This is a genomic window from Burkholderia sp. Bp8963, assembly GCF_003854275.1.
Lineage (GTDB): Bacteria > Pseudomonadota > Gammaproteobacteria > Burkholderiales > Burkholderiaceae > Burkholderia.
In genome coordinates, this window is record NZ_QTQP01000041.1 from 33407 (window position 1) to 50831 (window position 17425).

A 17425-nucleotide genomic window follows, 5' to 3' on the forward strand; every position below is an offset into this window, starting at 1 on the left:
GGCCGGTGCGACGGAACGCCACGGGGCGACCTGCCCGCACAGGTCAACTGGGTGCGACACGAGACCGTTGAAGGGGAGAACGACGCTACGCCTGCCCCACCTTCTTTCGGGAATCCGCGATGAAACGCCTGTCAAGAACCGCTGTCGCCGCCGTCGTATTTGCACTCGCCCAGGCCGCCGTCGCGCAGGCGCCGAGAACGGTGCAGCTGGAGGACATGACGTGGACCGAGCTGCGCGACAGCATTCACGCGGGGAAGACCACGATCCTGATCCCGATCGGCGGCACCGAGCAAAGCGGGCCGTATGTCGCGCTCGGCAAGCACAACGCACGGGTCAAGGCGCTGTCCGAACGCATCGCACAAGGTCTCGGCAACGCGATCGTCGCGCCGGTCATCGCATACGTGCCTGAAGGCGGCTATGCGCCGCCGACGTCGCACATGCGCTTCCCGGGCACGATCAGCGTGCCGGACGACGTCTTCGAAAAAACCCTCGAGGCCGCGGCCAACGGCTTCCGGGTGCACGGCTTCACGCACATCGTGTTTCTCGGCGACCACGGCGGCTACCAGAACGACATCCGGCGGGCCGTGGCCCAGCTCAACAAGTCATGGGCCGGCTCCGGCGCACGCGCATTCGTGCCGCCCGAGTATTACGGCACCAGCTCCGACGGCTACACGCAGATCCTGCGCCAGCACGGCGTGCCGGACGCCGACATCGGCACCCACGCGGGGCTCGCCGACACGTCGCTGCTGCTGGCGGTCGCGCCGCAGATGGTCAGGCTCGACAAGCTGCGCGGCGCGGCGAAGCCTGGCGCCGCGGATGGCGTCTACGGCGGCGATCCGCGCCACGCCAGCGTCGAGCTCGGTCAACTGGGCACCGATGCGATCGTGTCACGCACGATCGACGCCATCAGAAAGGAAACCGCCGGCCACTGACGCTGCGTCACCCGCGCGCCGCCTGTCCCGTCATCCCATTCAACCGATCAGGGCCCTGTCATGCAACAGCGTTCCCGCCGTCACACCCGCATCTCCCCCGTCGCGATCCTGATGGCCGCCGCGCTCGCCGGTTTCAGCGCCGGCGGCGCGCTCGCCGCGTCCGCCGTCGCGGCGGTGCCCGGCATGCCGCCCGTCGTCAATCCGGACAACCTGTACGGCGAGGCCCAGGCCGGCCACATGAGCGCCGCGGTGGCGGGCGCGCTGTCGCGCGTCTACGTGCCGAACCTGCGCTCCAACGACGTCTACGTGATCGACCCGGCGACGTACAAGGTGGTCGACAGGTTTCACGTCGGCCGCAGTCCGCAGCACGTCGTGCCCGCGTGGGACCTGCAGACGCTGTGGGTCGCCAACAATGCCGAGAGTCGCACCGACGGCAGCCTGACGCCAATCGATCCGAAAACGGGCAAGCCCGGCAAGGAAGTGCTGGTCGACGACCCGTACAACATGTACTTCACGCCCGACGGCAAGGAAGCGATCGTCGTGGCCGAAGCGCATGCGCGACTCGACTTCCGCGACCCGCACACGATGGCGCTGAAATCGAGCCTCGACGTGCCGCAATGCAAGGGCATCAACCATGCGGACTTTTCGATCGACGGCAAGTACGCGCTCTTCACGTGCGAATTCGGCGGCAAGCTGGCCAGGATCGATCTGGTGAACCGCAAGGTGGCCGGCTACCTCGAACTCGACCGGACGGGCATGCCGCAGGACATTCGCGTGTCGCCCGACGGCAAGGTGTTCTACGTCGCGGACATGATGGCCGACGGCGTGTATCTCGTCGACGGCGACAGCTTCACGAAGACCGGCTTCATCAAGACGGGCGTCGGCGCGCACGGGCTGTATCCGAGCCGCGACGGCACGAAGCTCTACGTCGCCAATCGCGGCTCCAACCTCGTTCACGGCGCGCGCCACGGCAAGGGCAGCGTGTCGGTGATCGATTTCGCGACGCGCAAGGTGGTCGCGACCTGGCCGATCCCCGGCGGGGGCAGCCCCGACATGGGCAACGTCAGCCCGAACGGCAAGACGCTGTGGCTCTCCGGCCGCTTCGACGACGTCGTCTATGCGATCGACACCGCGAGCGGCTCGGTCAGGTCGATCCCCGTCGGCATGGAGCCGCACGGCCTGACGGTCTGGCCGCAACCCGGCCGCTACTCCCTCGGTCACACGGGGAACATGCGCTGACCCCGTTCGCCCTTCGCCGTTCGCCGTTCGCGGCAGCACGATGCCGTGAAATGACGACCCGATCGACCCGATCCCGATCGGCTTGACCGACGTTGTGCGCCGTTAGCCAAGGGTTATCACGGATGCTGTGCGTCGCCCAAATTTGTATGATGACCACATCACCTTACAAACTTGGCCGACATGTTCGAGAAAATTCCCGCCCGTGCGATGAGCGATCACGTCGCGCAGCAGTTGTTGAAGCAGATCGAAGTCGGCAGTTTCGCGGCCACCGGCAAGCTGCCGACCGAGGCCGTGCTCGCGCAGGAATTCGGCGTGAGCCGCACCGTGATCCGCGAAGCGATTTCGCGCCTGAAGAACGAAGGTGTCGTCGAGCCGCGCCAGGGCAGCGGCGTCTACGTGAACCAGCACGGCGCGATCCGGCCGCTGCGCATCGACTATGCGGAAGCGGTCGAGGCCACCTCGCTGCCGCACCTGCTCGCGGTGCGCCGCGCGATCGAGGCCGAAGTCGCCGCCGAAGCCGCGCTGCATCACACCGACGAGGACATGGCCGACATCGACGACGCGCTGCGCAAGATCGACGACGCGGTGGCCGAAGGCCGCGACGGCGTCGCCGAGGACGTCGCGTTCCACCGCACGATCGCGGCCGTCACCGGCAATCCGTACTTCCTGAAGACGCTGCAGTTCCTGAACCAGTACCTCGAGGCGGGCGTGAAGGTCACGCGCCGCAACGAGGCGACCCGCGAGGACTTCTCGCGGCAGGTTCGCGAAGAGCACGCAGCGATCGCCGACGCGATCCGCGCGCGCGATCCGATGGCCGCGCGCAACGCCGCACGCACGCACATGTACAACGCCGCCCGCCGTCTCGCGGAAGCCGGCATCTGCTGACCGCGGCGGCGCAGCGCGCCGCCCTTCTCCCGAATCGATCAAGGATCACCATGTCTAGAAATGTTGGAGTCATCGGCCTCGGCGCGATGGGCCTCGGTGTCGCCCGCTCGCTGCTGCGCGCGGGTTTCCGCGTGCACGCGTGCGACGTGCGTGAAAACGTGCTGAACGCGTTCGCGGCCGAAGGCGGCGTCGCGTGCGCGACGCCCGCCGAGCTCGGCGCACAGTGCGATGTCGTCGTCACGCTCGTCGTCAATGCCGAGCAGTCCGAAACGGTACTGTTCGGCGAGCACGGCGCGGTCGCGCGGATGAAACCGGGCGGCGTCGTGATCGCGAGCGCGACCGTCGCGCCCGAGTTCGCGATCGCGCTCGGCCGGCGCATCGAGGCGGCCGGGCTGCAGATGCTCGACGCACCGGTGTCCGGCGGCGCCGCGCGCGCGGCGTCCGGCGAGATGACGATGATGACGTCCGGCCCGGCCGCCGCGTACGCGGCGTGCGACGACGTGCTGGCCGCGATCGCCGGCAAGGTCTACCGGCTCGGCAGCGCGCACGGCGTCGGCTCGAAGGTAAAGATCATCAACCAGCTGCTCGCGGGCGTGCACATCGCGGCGGCCGCCGAAGCGATGGCGCTGGGCTTGCGCGAAGGCGTCGACGCCGACGCGCTGTATGACGTGATCACGCACAGCGCCGGCAACTCGTGGATGTTCGAGAACCGCGTGCCGCACATCCTGAACGGGGACTACACGCCGCTGTCCGCAGTCGACATCTTCGTGAAGGATCTCGGCCTCGTGCTCGACACCGCACGCCGCAGCAAATTCCCGCTGCCGCTGTCGGCCGCCGCGCACCAGATGTTCATGAGCGCGTCGAGCGCCGGCCACGGCGGAGAGGACGATTCCGCCGTGATCAAGACATTCCCCGGCATCACGCTGCCGCCGTCCCGTTGATCCGCGCGAGGCCCTGATCATGAACGCACCCGCTTCCCGTCCCCTGCTCGGCTGCATCGCCGACGATTTCACCGGCGCGACCGATCTCGCGAACATGCTCGTCAAGAGCGGCATGCGCACCGTGCAGACGATCGGCGTGCCCGCCGACGGCGCCGCCGTTGACACCGTGATCGACGCCGACGCGATCGTCGTCGCGCTGAAGTCGCGCACGATTGCCGCCGCCGACGCGGTCGCGCAATCGCTCGCCGCTTACGCGTGGCTGCGCGCGCAGGGCTGCCGCCAGTTCTTCTTCAAGTACTGCTCGACATTCGACTCGACCGACGCGGGCAACATCGGCCCCGTCACCGATGCGCTGCTCGACGCGGCGGGCGGCGGCTTCACGATCGCATGCCCGGCGTTTCCGGAGAACGGCCGCACGATCTACCGCGGCCACCTGTTCGTCGGCGACGCCCTGTTGAACGAATCGGGGATGGAAAACCATCCGCTCACGCCGATGAAGGACGCGAACCTCGTACGCGTGCTGCAGCGGCAGACGCGGTCGCTGGTCGGCCTGATCCGCCATGACGCGATTGCCGCCGGCACCGCCGCGGTGCGTGCGACGATCGAGCAGTTGCGCGCGGAAGGCGCGCGCTTCGCGATTGCCGATGCGCTGTCCGATCGCGATCTCTACGTGCTCGGCAACGCATGCGCGGACCTGCCGCTCGTCACCGGCGGTTCCGGCATCGCGCTCGGCCTGCCGGCCAATTTCCGCGCCGCGGGCCTGCTGCCGGAGCGCGACAACGCAGCCGTGCTGCCGCGCATCGACGGTTTCGCGACCGTGCTCGCGGGCAGCGCGTCGAAGGCGACGAATGCGCAGGTCGACGCATGGCGCGCGCGCCGGCCGCACTTCCGCATCGATCCGCTCGCGGCGTCGCGCGGCGAGCCGGTCGTCGAGCAGGCGCTCGCGTTCGCGCGCAGCCATCTGCCGGAACCGGTGCTGATCTACGCAACCGCGACACCGGACGAAGTGAAGGCCGTGCAGCAGACGCTCGGCGTCGAAGCAGCGGGCCTGCTCGTCGAACGCACGCTCGCGGCGATCGCGCAGGGCCTGCGCGCGCTCGGCGTGCGCAAGTTCGTCGTCGCGGGCGGCGAGACGTCCGGCGCGGTCGTGCAGGCGCTCGACGTGAAGTTGCTGCAGATCGGCGCGCAAATCGATCCGGGCGTGCCCGCGACCGCGACGACCGGCGAAAGTCCCGATGAGGCGACCCACACCGGGCCGCTCGGTCTCGCGCTGAAATCAGGCAACTTCGGCACCGTCGATTTCTTCGACAAGGCGCTGCGCGCGCTGGACGGAGCCAGCGTATGAGCGTCGAAGCGAAACTGCGCGACGAGATCTGCGTCGTCGGCGCGAGCCTGTATGCGCGTGGCCATGCGGTCGGCAGCGCGGGCAACATCAGCGCGCGTCTCGACGACGGTTGGCTGATCACGCCGACCGACGCATGCCTGGGCCGGCTCGATCCGAACGACATCGCGAAGGTCGGCCTGGACGGCAACGCGGTGTCGGGCGGCAAGCCGTCGAAGACGCTGACGCTGCATCGCGGCATCTACGCGCGCAACACCGAAGCGAACGGCGTCGTGCACACGCATTCGACGCATCTCGTCGCGCTGACACTCGCGGGCGTGTGGCGCGACTCGGACGTGCTGCCGCCGATCACGCCGTACTACGTGATGAAGGTCGGCCACATCCCGCTGATCCGCTACCGCCGGCCCGGTGACCCGGACGTCGCGGCCGAAGTCGCCGCGCTCGCCGATCGCGTGCGCGGCGTGCTGCTCGACCGCCTCGGCCCGGTGATGTGGGGTGCGTCGGTGTCGCAGGCGTCGTATGCGCTCGAGGAACTCGAGGAAACGGCGCGGCTGTGGTTGATGACCGAGCCGAAACCCGAGCCGCTGTCCGACGCGGCGCTCGACGAACTGCGCCGCGCGTTCGGCGCGCGCTGGTAATTCCCCGCCCGCCGTGTGCGCGGGCCTGTTTTTCCGTCAGCACACACCTACGACCGGCGTCGTACGCGCCGCCGGCACCACCCATCATTGGATTGGAGACGACGATGACAACGCTCGACGCGGCCGCAGGCCGTTCACCGGCCACGGCTGCCCGTTCGGTCGAACTGGACCTCACCTACAAGAAAGTGTTCTGGCGCATCGTGCCGTTCCTGATGCTGTGCTACGTGGTCGCGTATCTCGATCGCGTGAACGTCGGCTTCGCGAAGCTGCAGATGTCGCAGGATCTCGCGTTCAGCGAAACCGTGTTCGGGCTCGGCGCCGGGATCTTCTTCATCGGCTACTTCCTGTTCGAACTGCCGAGCAACCTGCTGATGCACCGAATCGGCGCACGCATCTGGATCGCGCGGATCATGATCACGTGGGGCCTCCTGTCGGCGCTGTTCGCGTACGTGACGACGCCCACCCAGTTCTACGTGCTGCGCTTCCTGCTCGGCCTTGCCGAAGCGGGCTTCTACCCGGGCGTGATCCTGTACCTCACGTACTGGTTTCCGTCGCACCGCCGCGCGAAGATCATCGCGGTGTTCATGTCCGCGATTCCGGTGTCGGGCATCTTCGGCAATCCGCTGTCGGGCTGGATCATGCAGCGGTTCCATGGCGGCTCGGGCTTCCACGGCTGGCAGTGGATGTTCATGATCGAGGCCGTGCCCGCGCTGCTGATCGGCATCGCGACGATCCTCTATCTCGACAACAACATCCGCGGCGCGAAGTGGCTGAACGAGCGCGAGAAGCAGATGCTCGAGGAAGAAATCGCCGTCCAGCCGCAGGAGCAGGAGCAGCAGAAGCACACCCACTCGCTGAAGGCCGTGTTCGCGGACCCGCGCATGTGGTGGATGTCGCTGATCTACTTCGCGTTCGTCACCGGCCAGTACGGGCTGACGTTCTGGATGCCGACGCTCGTCAAGTCGACCGGCATCACCGACACGCTGCAGATCGGCCTGCTCTCCGCGATTCCGTTCCTGTTCGCGATCGTCGCGATGAACCTGTTCGGCCACAGCGCGGACAAGCGCCGCGAGCGCCGCTGGCACCTGATCGTGCCGGCGCTGATGGGCGCGCTCGGCTTTGCGGTCGCCGCGTCGTACTCGCACAATACCGCCGTGTCGATCGTGTTCCTGTCGATCGCGGCGGGCGGCGTGCTGACCTGCGCACCGCTGTTCTGGTCGCTGCCTACCGCGTTCCTCGCAGGCAGCGCGGCCGCGGCCGGCATCGCGATCATCAACTCGGTCGGCAACCTCGCCGGCTTCGCGAGCCCGTACGTGATCGGCTACCTGAAGGACGCCACGCACAGCACGTCGTCCGGCATGTACGTGCTGTCCGCGATGCTCGTGATCGGCGCGCTCGCCGTCTGGCTCACGCCGGCCAAACTGGTCAACCGTTAATCGGCGTGGGGGCCTGCGCACAGCCCGGGCTGTGTGCAGGCCCCCACTCTCTCACTGACAGGATTTGCAGCCATGCCACGCTTCGCCGCCAACCTTTCGATGATGTACAACGAGTACGCGTTTCTCGAGCGCTTCTCCGCCGCCGCGTACGACGGCTTCAAGGCCGTCGAATACCTGTTCCCGTACGACTTCGCTGCAGCAGACATCCGTGAACGCCTCGACCAGCACGGCCTCACGCAGGCGCTGTTCAACGCGCCGCCCGGCGACTGGGCCGCGGGCGAGCGCGGGATCGCGTCGCTGCCGGGCCGCGAGGACGAGTTCCGGCGCGGCATCGACACCGCGCTCGACTACGCGCGCGTGCTCGGCAATACGAAGCTGCACGTGATGGCCGGGCTGATCGCGCCGGGCCAGGACCGCGCGCGGCATCGCGCGACCTATGTCGCGAACCTCGCGCATGCCGCGCAGGCGGCTTTTGCGCACGGCATCACGGTGCTGATCGAGCCGATCAACCAGCGTGACATGCCCGGCTATTTCGTGAGCCGGCAGGACGATGCGCATGCGATCTGCGCGGAGGTTGGCGCACCGAACCTGAAGGTGCAGTTCGACTGCTACCACTGCCAGATCGTCGAAGGCGATCTCGCGATGAAGCTCAAGCGCGACTTCGCGGGGATCGGCCACATCCAGATTGCAGGCGTGCCGGAGCGCCATGAGCCGGATATCGGCGAGCTGAACTACCCGTACCTGTTCGACCTGATCGATGCGCTCGGCTACGACGGCTGGATCGGCTGCGAATACCGCCCGAAGGCCGGCACGTCCGCTGGCCTCGGCTGGCTCAAGCCGTATCTGTAATTCACGCAATTCCACGAGGGCAACGAACATGAAAGTACTGATCACCGGCGGGGCCGGGTTTCTCGGCCAGCGTCTCGCGCGCAAGCTGCTCGAACGCGGCGGGCTGACCGGCGCGGACGGCCGGCTTCAGCCCATCACCGAACTGGTGCTGCTCGACGTCGTCAAGGGCGGCGACTTCGGCGACCCGCGCGTGACGTCGATCGTCGGCGACATCGCCGACCGGGCCGTGCTCGAAAGCGCGATCGACACGCAAACAAGCGCGATATTCCATCTCGCGGCGATCGTCAGCGGCCAGGCGGAAGCCGACTTCGACCTCGGGATGCGGATCAACCTCGACGCGTCGCGCGCGCTGCTCGACGTGTGCCGTGCGCGCGGCCATCGTCCGCGCGTCGTGTTCACGAGCTCGGTCGCGGTGTACGGCGGTGCGCTGCCTGACATCGTGCAGGACGACACCGCGCTGAATCCGCAATCGTCGTATGGCGCCGAGAAGGCAATCGCCGAACTACTGCTATGCGACTACGCGCGGCGCGGCTTCGTCGACGGCCGCGTGCTGCGGCTGCCGACGATCAGCGTGCGGCCGGGCCGGCCGAACGCAGCGGCGTCGTCGTTCGCGAGCGGCATCATCCGCGAGCCGCTGAACGGCGAGGAAAGCGTGTGCCCGGTGCCCGGCTCGACGCGCCTGTGGCTGCTGTCGCCGCGCGGCGCGATCGACGCGCTCGTCGCCGGATGCGAGCTCGACGGCGCGCAGCTCGGCAACAAGCGCGTGATCAACCTGCCGGGGATTTCCGTGACGGTCGACGAGATGATCGCCGCGCTGCGCGAAGTCGCGGGCGACGAGGTGGTCAAGCTGATTCGCCGCGCGCCGGACGAGCGCGTCGAGAAGATCGTCGGCAGCTGGCCGGGGCGCTGGGATACGACGCGCGCGGAAGCGCTCGGGCTGAAGGGAGAGTCGTCGTTTGTCGACGTGATCCGCGCGTATCTCGAGGACGATCGGCGCTGATTCGGCATTCGCACTGCTCGATAAAACCCCTCGCATGCCGAACGGTTTCGAGGGGTTTTATTTTGGTTCATCGCGCGTTTTCGGGAAACGCGACGCGGAACAGAACAGGCGCCGAAACCGTAACCGCAGCATGCAGACATGCATGTCTGGCGGCCCTTATTTGATTACCTTGCGCCAAAACACCAGATATGCGGCCGACGTGGATGCGACAAGCAGAATTGCCCACATCGGAGCCAGACTGATCAAAACGGAGGCGACGTTTAGCATTTGGATTCCTTACTAAAATAATAACGACTTTCAACACGCATCTGCTTCACGCGGAACCGGCAACCTGGCCAGGCGTTGCGCACCGCTTGAACATGCAACCATCGTACATCCATAACCAGCCGTGTACCTGTGGTCTCCTGTCGCACGGCCAGGGTCCCGAACGGGAGCGCACATGGCACACGCGCCCGTTACCACCCACGCGCTTCACGCCGTGAAGCGCTCGCTCGCGAACTGCGCGTCGGGCACGCCGGCCGCTGTCGCTGCGTCACGTGCGCCCTGCACGAGCGCCGGCGGCCCGCAGACGTAGATGTCCGGCCGCACGGCGGCACTCGACAGCGCCGCGCGCAACGCGTCGACCGGCGTGCCGCGAAAGCCCGACCAGTCATCGCGCGGACGCCACACGCAGAGGTCCACCCGCAACTGCGGCAGGTCGACCTGCAACTGCTTCAGTTCGTCGCGCAAAAACAGCTCGCTCTCCTGATTCACGCCAAAGAAGAGCCGCGCATCGGGCATCTCCTGATACTCGGCCATCCGGCGCAGCATCGACAGGATCGGCGCAATCCCAGTGCCGCCGGCGACGAACCAGCGCGGCCGCAGGCTTTCGACGAACAGCCCGAAGCCGCCCATCGGAACGCGCACGGTCAGCGGATCGCCGAGCCGCGCGCGCTCGCGCAGATACGTCGAGAACCAGCCGTCGCGCCGCAGCCGGATCAGGAACTCGAGGCGTCCTTCCCAGTTGCTCGTATTCGCGAGCGAATACGGCCGGCGGATGTCGCTGCCCGGCACCTCCAGCTCCGCGAACTGGCCCGCCTCGAACTCCACGGCCGAGCCGTTCTCGTCGTCGGGCTCCACGTGCAGCTCGACGCGCATCGTCTGGTCCGCGATCATGTCGAGCGCCGCAATCCGCGCGACGCGCACCGGCACCGGTTGCAGCAGCACCTTCGCGTGGTCGTACGGCGCGACGATGCGCAGGTCGCTGCGTGGCGTCGTCCGGCACATCAGGATCGCGCCCGGCTGCCCGGCCGGCAGCGCGTCGGGGCTGTGCTCCTGCAGGTCGTAGTCGCCATCGGCGACGGTTGCATGACACGCGCCGCAACTGCCGCGTCGGCATTGCGACGGCAGCGTGATGCCGGCCTCCGCCGCCGCCGTCAGCAAGTCCCGCCCGGCTTCGCATGCGAAGCCGAACGGCTGCCCGTCGCGCGTCGTGATCTCGATCCGATAGGTCATCCTCAGGATTCCTTCTCGATGTGCGTCACGCGGCCTTGCGTGCGAGCGACGCGGCGAGATCGGCACCGGCTTCCCCGATCGGCTGGATGCCGAACTGTTCGACCAGCACGTTGAGCACGCCCGGCGTGAGGAACGCCGGCAGCGTCGGCCCGAGCCGGATGTTGCGCAGGCCGAGCGCGAGCAGCGTCAGCAGCACGGCCGCCGCTTTCTGCTCGAACCACGAAATCACCAGCGACAGCGGCAAGTCGTTCACGGTGCAGCCGAACGCATCGGCGAGCGCGGTGGCGATACGGATCGCCGAGTAGCTGTCGTTACATTGCCCGAGGTCGAGCAGACGCGGAATGCCGCCGATATCGCCGAACGCGTGACGGTTGAAGCGGTACTTGTTGCAGCCGAGCGTCATCACGACCGTATCGTCCGGCGCCTGCTCCGCAAACTCCGTGTAGTAGTTGCGGCCCGGCGCGGCGCCGTCGCAGCCGCCGATCAGGAAGAAATGGCGGATCTGTCCGGCCTTCACCGCGTCGATCACCTTGTCCGCGACGCCGAGCACCGCGTGCCGGCCGAAGCCGACCGTGATGGTCTCCTCCGGCGCCAACGCCTGGTAACCGGGCAACGCGCGCGCGGCCTGGATCAGCGTCGAGAAATCGTGGTGCTCGAGATGGCGCACGCCCGGCCAGCCGACCGGCCCGGTCGTGAAGATCCGCTGCCGATACTGCGGCAACGGCTCGATGATGCAGTTGGACGTCATCAGGATCGGCCCCGGGAAATGCGCGAAGTCGCTCTGCTGGTCCTGCCACGCGCCGCCGTAGTTGCCGGCGAGATGCGGGAACGCCTTGAGCGTCGGGTATGCATGGGCCGGCAGCATTTCGCCGTGCGTATAGACCTGGATCCCCGTTCCCGCCGTCTGCTCGAGCAACGCATGCAGATCGCCGAGATCATGACCGGACACGAGGATCGCCTTGCCTGCCACCGCCGTCACGCGCACGGCAGTCGGCTGCTGCGCGCCGAAGCGGCCGGTATTGGCGCCGTCGAGCAGTTCCATCACCTTCAGGTTCACGCGGCCCAGGTCGAGCGCCTTCATCAGCAGCGCGTTGAGATCGGCAGGCTCGCGTGCGAGAAATTCGAGTGCCGCCTCCACGTCCGCGTAGACGTCCTCGCTCTCGGCGCCGAGCACCTGCGCATGATGCGCATACGCGCACACGCCTTTCAGGCCGTAGACGACCAGCGCACGCAGCCCGACGATATCCGGGCCCACCTTGTCGACGCCCGCGTCGATCCCGACTTTCGCGGCCTGTTCCAGCAGGCCGGCAAGGTCCTCGGCCGGCTGCCACGTTGCGGGGCCGGTGAGCGTCGGCAGTGCCGTCCCCTTGTCTCGTGCAAGCGCCTCGCACGCGCCCTTCACGCGGTCGCGGATCTGCGCAGCCTCGCGCAGCAACGTAACGAAGCGCGCCGCGTGGAAGTTCACGTTGGTCAGCGTCGTGAACATTGCGTACAGGATGAACCGGTCGGCGCCGCGGTCGGGCTGGCCCATGCCGCGCGCCCGCGACGCGTACTGCGCAATTCCCTTCACCGCATGAACGAGCAGGTCCTGCAGGTCGGCCGTCGTCGCGTCCTTGCCGCAGTTACCCTTCGCCGATGCGCAACCGGGGCGTGCGCCGGTCCGGTCGGTCTGTTCGCATTGGTAGCAAAACACGGTTCTCTCCTTGTTCGATCGTGGGGCGCGGGTCGGTGCAGACGGTCACGGATTGCGCTTTGCAACCGTGCCGGACAGCTCGCCCGCTTCAAGATGCGTTGCGTATACATCTTTTAAAATGATCCACTGCCTGCCGTTTCGTCACCCTGACGCCGATCAAGAAATTCGACTCGGTGCCGGGTGGAAGTGGGTGCGTGTGTATGCGAGGAAGTGCGTGTAAGTGCGTGTGTACGCGGGAAAGACAGGCATCGCGTGGCAAACGCGCTCGCCCGGCGCGACACTCGGTCGCGGTGATCGCTCGCGTGACGGCCGACGATGCGACATGCTTTCGCACCGTTCCCATGGATTCGATCGACGCTTGCCGGACGCGTCCGCCCGCCGTCGGCATCGATCCGGGATCGTGCGCGCGACCCGTCACCTTTTCGTCAGCGGGTGTAACCTGACGTAACGCAACCCCGCCGGGCGTTCAGGCAGACTGTCCGCAGCCCACTGCCGCGTCTGCCGCCCGATCGACCATGTCCGCCGTCTACGACTACGCTGCCGGCCTGCTCCGTACGCTCTACGACCGCCATATCGACGGCGGCGCGGTGCTCGACACCGCTGCCTTTCCGGACGCCGAGCGCTTCGTCCGCGCATGGCCGGCGATCCGCGCAGAGGCGCTCGCGGTCGCGCGCGACCTGTCGCGCATCCCGCGCTTTCACGAGATCATGCGCGAGCAGCACGACATCTCCGCGAACGACGCGCGCGACTGGCGGATGTTCATCATGCAGGCCTACGGCCAGCCGTTTCCACGCAACCTGTCGCGCTGCCCGACCGTCGCGTCGATCGTCGCGGCATCGCCCGACGTGCTGTCCGCGTCGCTGTCGTTCCTCGCACCGGGCAAGCACATCCCGCCGCATCGCGGCCCGTTCCGCGGGATCCTGCGCGGCTATCTCGTGCTGTCGATGCCGAAGCGCGCGGACGGTTCGCCCGCTGCCGTGCTTAAAGTCGATGGGCACGAGTACCGGCTCGACGAAGGCCGCTTCCTGCTGTGGGACGACACGTTCGAGCACGAAGTGTGGAACGACAGCGACGAAGTGCGGATCGTGCTGCTGCTCGACATCCGCAGGCGCGGAATGCCGCGCGCGCTGACATGGCTGTCGAATGCGGTGATCGGGATCGTGCGGCTCGGGATACGGATACGGGGCGGGTCGATTACGGTCTAGCGCGCTTCCTGCGCGAGGCGCGTCAGGATCTCGGCAAGCGCACGAATCTTGGGTTGCGTGGCGCGCTGGGACGGATAGACGAGGAAGTAGCCGAGGCCATTGCGCACGACATTGGAAAACGGCGCGACCAGCGCACCGGCGTCGAGCCGGTCCCGTGCCATTCGCGGATCGCCGATCGCCACGCCATGCCCCTGCGCCGCCGCGGTGAGCGTCAGTTCGAGGGTATCGAATACGAGCCCCGCGCCCGGGTCGATCTGCGTCGCGCCGACGGCATCGAGCCAGCAGCGCCATTCTTCGTGGCCACGGCCGGGATGAAGCAGCGTCACCTGCGCGAGGTCGGCGGCCGACTTCAGCGATGCGGCCAGTTCGCGCGTGCACATCGGCGTGAGGCACTCGTCGAACAACGGCATCGACACCATCCCCGCCCAGCTTCCGGCGCCGCGCACGACGATCGCATCGACATCGGCCTCGGTGAAATCCGGCGTGTCGTCCGCCGACGTGTGGATGCGCAGTTCGGTCCGTGGCAGCGCGAGATTGATCGCCGGCAGCCGCGGGAGCAGCCAGCGAATCGCGAACGTGGAAGGCAGCCGCAACGTGAGAATCGACGCGGAGCGCGCATGGATGTCTGCGTGGCAAGCCAGCTGCGTGAGGACGTTGACGGCCACCGTCAGCAATGCGCCGCCTTCCGCGGTCAGCGTCAGCCCTGACGCGTGGCGTACGAACAGCGCGCATCGGTAATGCGCTTCCAGTTGCTGCACCTGACGGCTCACTGCGCCCTGGGTCCGGCACAGATGGTCGGCGGCCCGGCTGAAGCTGCCGAGCTCGGCAGCGGCGACGAACGACTGGAACGCCGTCAATGGCGGCAGCGAACGCGTGAGAGCGGCCAGCGGGTATGCATGCGCCGCATACCCGGGTTGCGGATTTTTCGATTGTTCGGTCATCGGTGCATCGCTATCGTGGTTGCGCCGGATTCGCATCGGTTCTCGCGGGCCGGCTCGTCAACAATCAGCGGAGAAAGATGATGGTCTCGTCGTCGGACGCACTATACACGCGGCAGGTCGATACCTACCTGAAGGCGCTCGAGCGCGGCGACGTCGCCGCGATCTGCGCGTTGTTCACGCCGGATGCGCGGATTTATTCGCCGTTTCTCGGCTGGATGCAACCGAAGCCTTTCTTCGACAAGGTCGATGCGGCGTCCGGGCAAAGCAGGATCACGCCGATCGACATCTGCGTCAGCACGACCGGCGCGCGTCGGGCGACCGGTTATTTTGTGTACGACTGGGGGTTGAAGGACGGCTCAGCGGTGCAGTTCGAATGCGTCGACGTGTTCGAGTTCGACGACAGCGGGCTCATCGAGCGGATGGTGATCGTCTATGACACGCATCCGGTCAGGAGTGCGGTCGGCGACAAGTATGCGTAGCCGAACGGGGCGGAGGATCGGTCGGGGGGTGGTTCTACGTGGATTTGTCCGGAGTGGGGCGCCAGCCGTCCCGTGCCATCCCTCCCCCATTTTTTTCCTCGGACGCGAGCAAGGTCCAATGCATGGGGGCGCGGACCGGCACCCGCCGCCTCGATGAGGCAACCTGCCGTCCGGTTTATGACACGGCCCGGAAGCCCCCTTTGAATCGCCTAAACTACAGAACCATCGGCCCCGTCCATACCCGCGCGGCTCCCCTGCCGGCTATCCGCCATGGCGCACATCTTCTTCGCTGCTTCGATTCAGCGGCATATCGAAACGCCCGAGCGCGAGATCGATGCGCGCACGCTCGGCGAAGCGCTCGAAACCGTCTTCGGCGAGCAACCTCGACTGCGCGGCTACATCCTCGACGATCAGGGCGCGCTGCGACAGCATCTCGCGGTGTTCATCGACGGCCAGCGAGTGCGTGACCGGCAGCACCTGTCCGATGCGCTCGGCGACGCAAGCCGGGTTTATGTCGTGCAGGCGCTGTCTGGTGGATAAGGGGTCGTATCTTTATTCGAGCTTTGCATTGGACTACCAAGCGCATCGGACCCGAACAAGCGCCAACACGCCAACACGGGTCGACAGGAGACACCCGACATGAACGATCGATTGCTTGTCGCAACTCGCAAGGGGCTGTTCGTTCTGCAGGCCGACGGCAACGGCGGCTGGACGCTCGGCGAGCCGCATTTCGTCGGCGAGCCGGTCAGTATGGTGCTGCCTGACACGCGCGACGGATCGCTGTATGCCGCGCTCAATCTCGGCCATTTCGGCGTGAAGTTGCATCGACGGCGTGCGGGCGCGGCCGATTGGGAAGAATGCTCTGTCCCTGTCTACCCGCCGCAGCCTGCGGAAGAAGCGCGTGCCGACGACGGCGCGAGCACAGGCGCGAGTGCAAGCGCGGACGCTGCGGGCGACGCGGGCCCCACCCCGCCACGGCCGCCGTGGACGCTTCAGCAGATCTGGTCGCTCGAAACCGGCGGCCCGGACGAGCCGGGCGTGCTGTGGGCCGGCACGATTCCCGGCGGGCTGTTCCGCTCCGGCGATGGCGGCGACACCTGGGTGCTCAACCGTGCGCTGTGGGATCGCCCGGAGCGCCCCGAATGGTTCGGAGGCGGCTACGATGCGCCGGGCATCCATTCGGTGATGGTCGATCCGCGGGACAGCCGGCACGTGACGATTGGCGTGTCATGCGGCGGCGTCTGGCAAACCGGTGACGGCGGCGCGACCTGGCGCGTGAGCGCCGACGGCATGGAGGCCGATTACATGCCACCCGAGCGGCGCGGCGATGCCAACGTGCAGGACCCGCATCGCGTCGTGCAATGCGCGGCCAACCCTGACGTACTGTGGACGCAGCATCACTGCGCGATCTTCCGCTCGACCGACGGGGCCGCGCACTGGCAGCGGATCGAGGCTCAGCCCTCGAGCTTCGGCTTCGCGGTTGCCGTGCACCCGCGCGAGCCGGACACCGCGTGGTTCGTGCCCGCCGTGAAAGATGCGTGCCGGATCCCGGTGAATGGTCAGTTCGTCGTCACGCGCACCCGCGACGGCGGCCGCACGTTCAAGCGCTTCTCGAACGGGCTGCCGCCTGCACCAGCGTACGACCTCGTGTATCGGCACGGGCTCGCGGTAGACGATTCCGGCACGCGCCTCGCGATGGGGTCGACGACCGGCGCGCTATGGACGTCCGATGACGGCGGCGAAAACTGGCGGCTGGTTTCCGCGCATTTGCCGCCGGTTTATTGCGTGCGGTTCGGTTGACGGCGCTCGGGCGGGTGAATGTGGGTTTGAACGCCTGCGCCTGCGCGACCGTTCGTTCGCCGGACATCGCCCGAGTGCGCTCAGCGGCGCGACGGATCGATGCTTCACGCGCGATGCGTGGGTAAATCGCGTCGCGTCATTCGCGCGATTGCCGCGTGCGTCTGTGCGAGTTCGCCGTCGAGCCAGTCGAGGAACCGCCTGACCTGCGGCTGCCGTTCGCGACCGGGCCGGCACAACGCGAGATAGCGCGTCCCCGCGAGTCGCACCGACGGCTCGACCGGCGTCAGCGCGCGCCGTTCGACGTGCTCGGCGACCAGCACCGAACTCGCCAGCACGACACCCTGCCCGTGCAGCACGGCCTGCAGCGCATAGTGCTCGTCGTCGTAATGCCGGAACACCGCGCGTTGCAGCCACCCGTCCCGCCCTGCCGCGCGGCACCATGACGGCCAGTCGACCGACAAGGGTGCAGGCGTAGCCGAAAGAACCACACAGCCGAATGCTGCGCACATCGCGTATGCCGTGCGTTCGCACTTGGCCATCGAGAACGGCAC

General features: G+C 67.4%; 17 protein-coding genes. 13 read left to right on the plus strand and 4 right to left on the minus strand.

The genetic code is table 11. From position 1 onward, the window contains the following. Positions 1-119: 119 nt before the first annotated feature. The 9 genes from DID96_RS27615 (at position 120) to denD (ending at position 9262) form a co-directional block, all read left to right on the plus strand. Positions 120-932: a creatininase family protein gene (locus tag DID96_RS27615; RefSeq protein WP_124602410.1), complete on the plus strand. Its 813-nt coding sequence runs from the start codon at positions 120-122 to the stop codon at positions 930-932. A gap of 60 nt (positions 933-992) precedes the next feature. Beyond that, entirely contained in the window at positions 993-2171 is a 1179-nt protein-coding gene (locus DID96_RS27620; protein WP_124602411.1) for a YncE family protein, read from the plus strand. Between the two features lie 180 nt (positions 2172-2351). Next, positions 2352-3056 carry a FadR/GntR family transcriptional regulator gene (locus DID96_RS27625; RefSeq protein ID WP_124602412.1) on the plus strand — a complete coding sequence of 235 codons (705 nt, stop codon included), beginning with the start codon at positions 2352-2354 and terminating at the stop codon, positions 3054-3056. 50 nt (positions 3057-3106) lie between these two features. Further along, on the plus strand, positions 3107-3997 hold the full coding sequence (gene ltnD, locus DID96_RS27630; RefSeq protein WP_124602413.1) for an L-threonate dehydrogenase: 891 nt from the start codon (positions 3107-3109) through the stop codon (positions 3995-3997). Positions 3998-4016: 19 nt separating this feature from the next. Further along, positions 4017-5342 carry a 3-oxo-tetronate kinase gene (otnK, locus tag DID96_RS27635; protein ID WP_124602414.1) on the plus strand — a complete coding sequence of 442 codons (1326 nt, stop codon included), beginning with the start codon at positions 4017-4019 and terminating at the stop codon, positions 5340-5342. Next, the gene (locus DID96_RS27640) at positions 5339-5977 is read left to right on the plus strand and encodes an aldolase (RefSeq protein ID WP_124602415.1); all 639 of its coding nucleotides are present in this window, start codon (positions 5339-5341) and stop codon (positions 5975-5977) included. The genes otnK and DID96_RS27640 overlap by 4 nt, the downstream gene beginning before the upstream one ends. Positions 5978-6081: 104 nt before the next feature. Then, positions 6082-7413, plus strand: coding sequence for an MFS transporter (locus tag DID96_RS27645; RefSeq protein WP_124602416.1), 1332 nt, complete (start codon positions 6082-6084; stop codon positions 7411-7413). A gap of 72 nt (positions 7414-7485) precedes the next feature. Continuing rightward, a complete protein-coding gene (gene otnI / locus DID96_RS27650; RefSeq protein ID WP_124602417.1) occupies positions 7486-8262 on the plus strand; it encodes a 2-oxo-tetronate isomerase in 777 nt (258 codons plus the stop codon). A 28-nt stretch (positions 8263-8290) separates the two neighbouring features. Continuing rightward, complete coding sequence (gene denD / locus DID96_RS27655; protein WP_124602418.1) at positions 8291-9262, plus strand: D-erythronate dehydrogenase; 972 nt, start codon at positions 8291-8293, stop codon at positions 9260-9262. 471 nt (positions 9263-9733) lie between these two features. Here the strand turns inward: denD and DID96_RS27660 are convergent, their stop codons facing one another. Next, positions 9734-10756 carry a 2Fe-2S iron-sulfur cluster binding domain-containing protein gene (locus tag DID96_RS27660; protein ID WP_124602419.1) on the minus strand — a complete coding sequence of 341 codons (1023 nt, stop codon included), beginning with the start codon at positions 10754-10756 and terminating at the stop codon, positions 9734-9736. 25 nt (positions 10757-10781) lie between these two features. Beyond that, positions 10782-12449: a hydroxylamine reductase gene (gene hcp, locus DID96_RS27665; protein WP_124602420.1), complete on the minus strand. Its 1668-nt coding sequence runs from the start codon at positions 12447-12449 to the stop codon at positions 10782-10784. 515 nt (positions 12450-12964) lie between these two features. Between hcp and DID96_RS27670 the strand changes: the two genes are divergently transcribed. Beyond that, positions 12965-13654, plus strand: a complete 690-nt coding sequence (locus DID96_RS27670) for an aspartyl/asparaginyl beta-hydroxylase domain-containing protein (protein ID WP_124602421.1) — start codon at positions 12965-12967, stop codon at positions 13652-13654. Here the strand turns inward: DID96_RS27670 and DID96_RS27675 are convergent. Continuing rightward, positions 13651-14595 carry a LysR substrate-binding domain-containing protein gene (locus DID96_RS27675; RefSeq protein WP_124602422.1) on the minus strand — a complete coding sequence of 315 codons (945 nt, stop codon included), beginning with the start codon at positions 14593-14595 and terminating at the stop codon, positions 13651-13653. The two genes, DID96_RS27670 and DID96_RS27675, sit on opposite strands and share 4 nt — an antisense overlap. Before the next feature lie 80 nt (positions 14596-14675). Here DID96_RS27675 and DID96_RS27680 point away from each other — a divergent pair, with 80 nt between their 5' ends. The 3 genes from DID96_RS27680 to DID96_RS27690 all read left to right on the plus strand — a co-directional run bounded on the left by DID96_RS27680 (position 14676) and on the right by DID96_RS27690 (position 16874). After that, positions 14676-15074: a nuclear transport factor 2 family protein gene (locus tag DID96_RS27680; RefSeq protein ID WP_124602440.1), complete on the plus strand. Its 399-nt coding sequence runs from the start codon at positions 14676-14678 to the stop codon at positions 15072-15074. A 270-nt stretch (positions 15075-15344) separates the two neighbouring features. Next, positions 15345-15614 carry a MoaD/ThiS family protein gene (locus DID96_RS27685; RefSeq protein WP_124602423.1) on the plus strand — a complete coding sequence of 90 codons (270 nt, stop codon included), beginning with the start codon at positions 15345-15347 and terminating at the stop codon, positions 15612-15614. A gap of 99 nt (positions 15615-15713) precedes the next feature. Then, a complete protein-coding gene (locus DID96_RS27690; RefSeq protein ID WP_124602424.1) occupies positions 15714-16874 on the plus strand; it encodes an exo-alpha-sialidase in 1161 nt (386 codons plus the stop codon). A 104-nt stretch (positions 16875-16978) separates the two neighbouring features. Here DID96_RS27690 and DID96_RS27695 read toward each other — a convergent pair whose 3' ends face one another. After that, complete coding sequence (locus tag DID96_RS27695) at positions 16979-17413, minus strand: LysR substrate-binding domain-containing protein (RefSeq protein ID WP_409333821.1); 435 nt, start codon at positions 17411-17413, stop codon at positions 16979-16981. Between the last annotated feature and the right edge of the window lie 12 nt (positions 17414-17425).

Excerpts from the sequence above, each read along its gene's own strand:
- DID96_RS27615 (WP_124602410.1), top strand. The coding sequence starts at position 120 with ATGAAACGCCTGTCAAGAACCGCTGTCGCCGCCGTCGTATTTGCACTC.
- DID96_RS27620 (WP_124602411.1), top strand. The coding sequence starts at position 993 with ATGCAACAGCGTTCCCGCCGTCACACCCGCATCTCCCCCGTCGCGATC.
- DID96_RS27625 (WP_124602412.1), top strand. The coding sequence starts at position 2,352 with ATGTTCGAGAAAATTCCCGCCCGTGCGATGAGCGATCACGTCGCGCAG.
- ltnD (WP_124602413.1), top strand. The coding sequence starts at position 3,107 with ATGTCTAGAAATGTTGGAGTCATCGGCCTCGGCGCGATGGGCCTCGGT.
- otnK (WP_124602414.1), top strand. The coding sequence starts at position 4,017 with ATGAACGCACCCGCTTCCCGTCCCCTGCTCGGCTGCATCGCCGACGAT.
- DID96_RS27640 (WP_124602415.1), top strand. The coding sequence starts at position 5,339 with ATGAGCGTCGAAGCGAAACTGCGCGACGAGATCTGCGTCGTCGGCGCG.
- DID96_RS27645 (WP_124602416.1), top strand. The coding sequence starts at position 6,082 with ATGACAACGCTCGACGCGGCCGCAGGCCGTTCACCGGCCACGGCTGCC.
- otnI (WP_124602417.1), top strand. The coding sequence starts at position 7,486 with ATGCCACGCTTCGCCGCCAACCTTTCGATGATGTACAACGAGTACGCG.
- denD (WP_124602418.1), top strand. The coding sequence starts at position 8,291 with ATGAAAGTACTGATCACCGGCGGGGCCGGGTTTCTCGGCCAGCGTCTC.
- DID96_RS27660 (WP_124602419.1), bottom strand. The coding sequence starts at position 10,756 with ATGACCTATCGGATCGAGATCACGACGCGCGACGGGCAGCCGTTCGGC.
- DID96_RS27670 (WP_124602421.1), top strand. The coding sequence starts at position 12,965 with ATGTCCGCCGTCTACGACTACGCTGCCGGCCTGCTCCGTACGCTCTAC.
- DID96_RS27675 (WP_124602422.1), bottom strand. The coding sequence starts at position 14,595 with ATGACCGAACAATCGAAAAATCCGCAACCCGGGTATGCGGCGCATGCA.
- DID96_RS27680 (WP_124602440.1), top strand. The coding sequence starts at position 14,676 with ATGGTCTCGTCGTCGGACGCACTATACACGCGGCAGGTCGATACCTAC.
- DID96_RS27685 (WP_124602423.1), top strand. The coding sequence starts at position 15,345 with ATGGCGCACATCTTCTTCGCTGCTTCGATTCAGCGGCATATCGAAACG.
- DID96_RS27690 (WP_124602424.1), top strand. The coding sequence starts at position 15,714 with ATGAACGATCGATTGCTTGTCGCAACTCGCAAGGGGCTGTTCGTTCTG.
- DID96_RS27695 (WP_409333821.1), bottom strand. The coding sequence starts at position 17,413 with ATGGCCAAGTGCGAACGCACGGCATACGCGATGTGCGCAGCATTCGGC.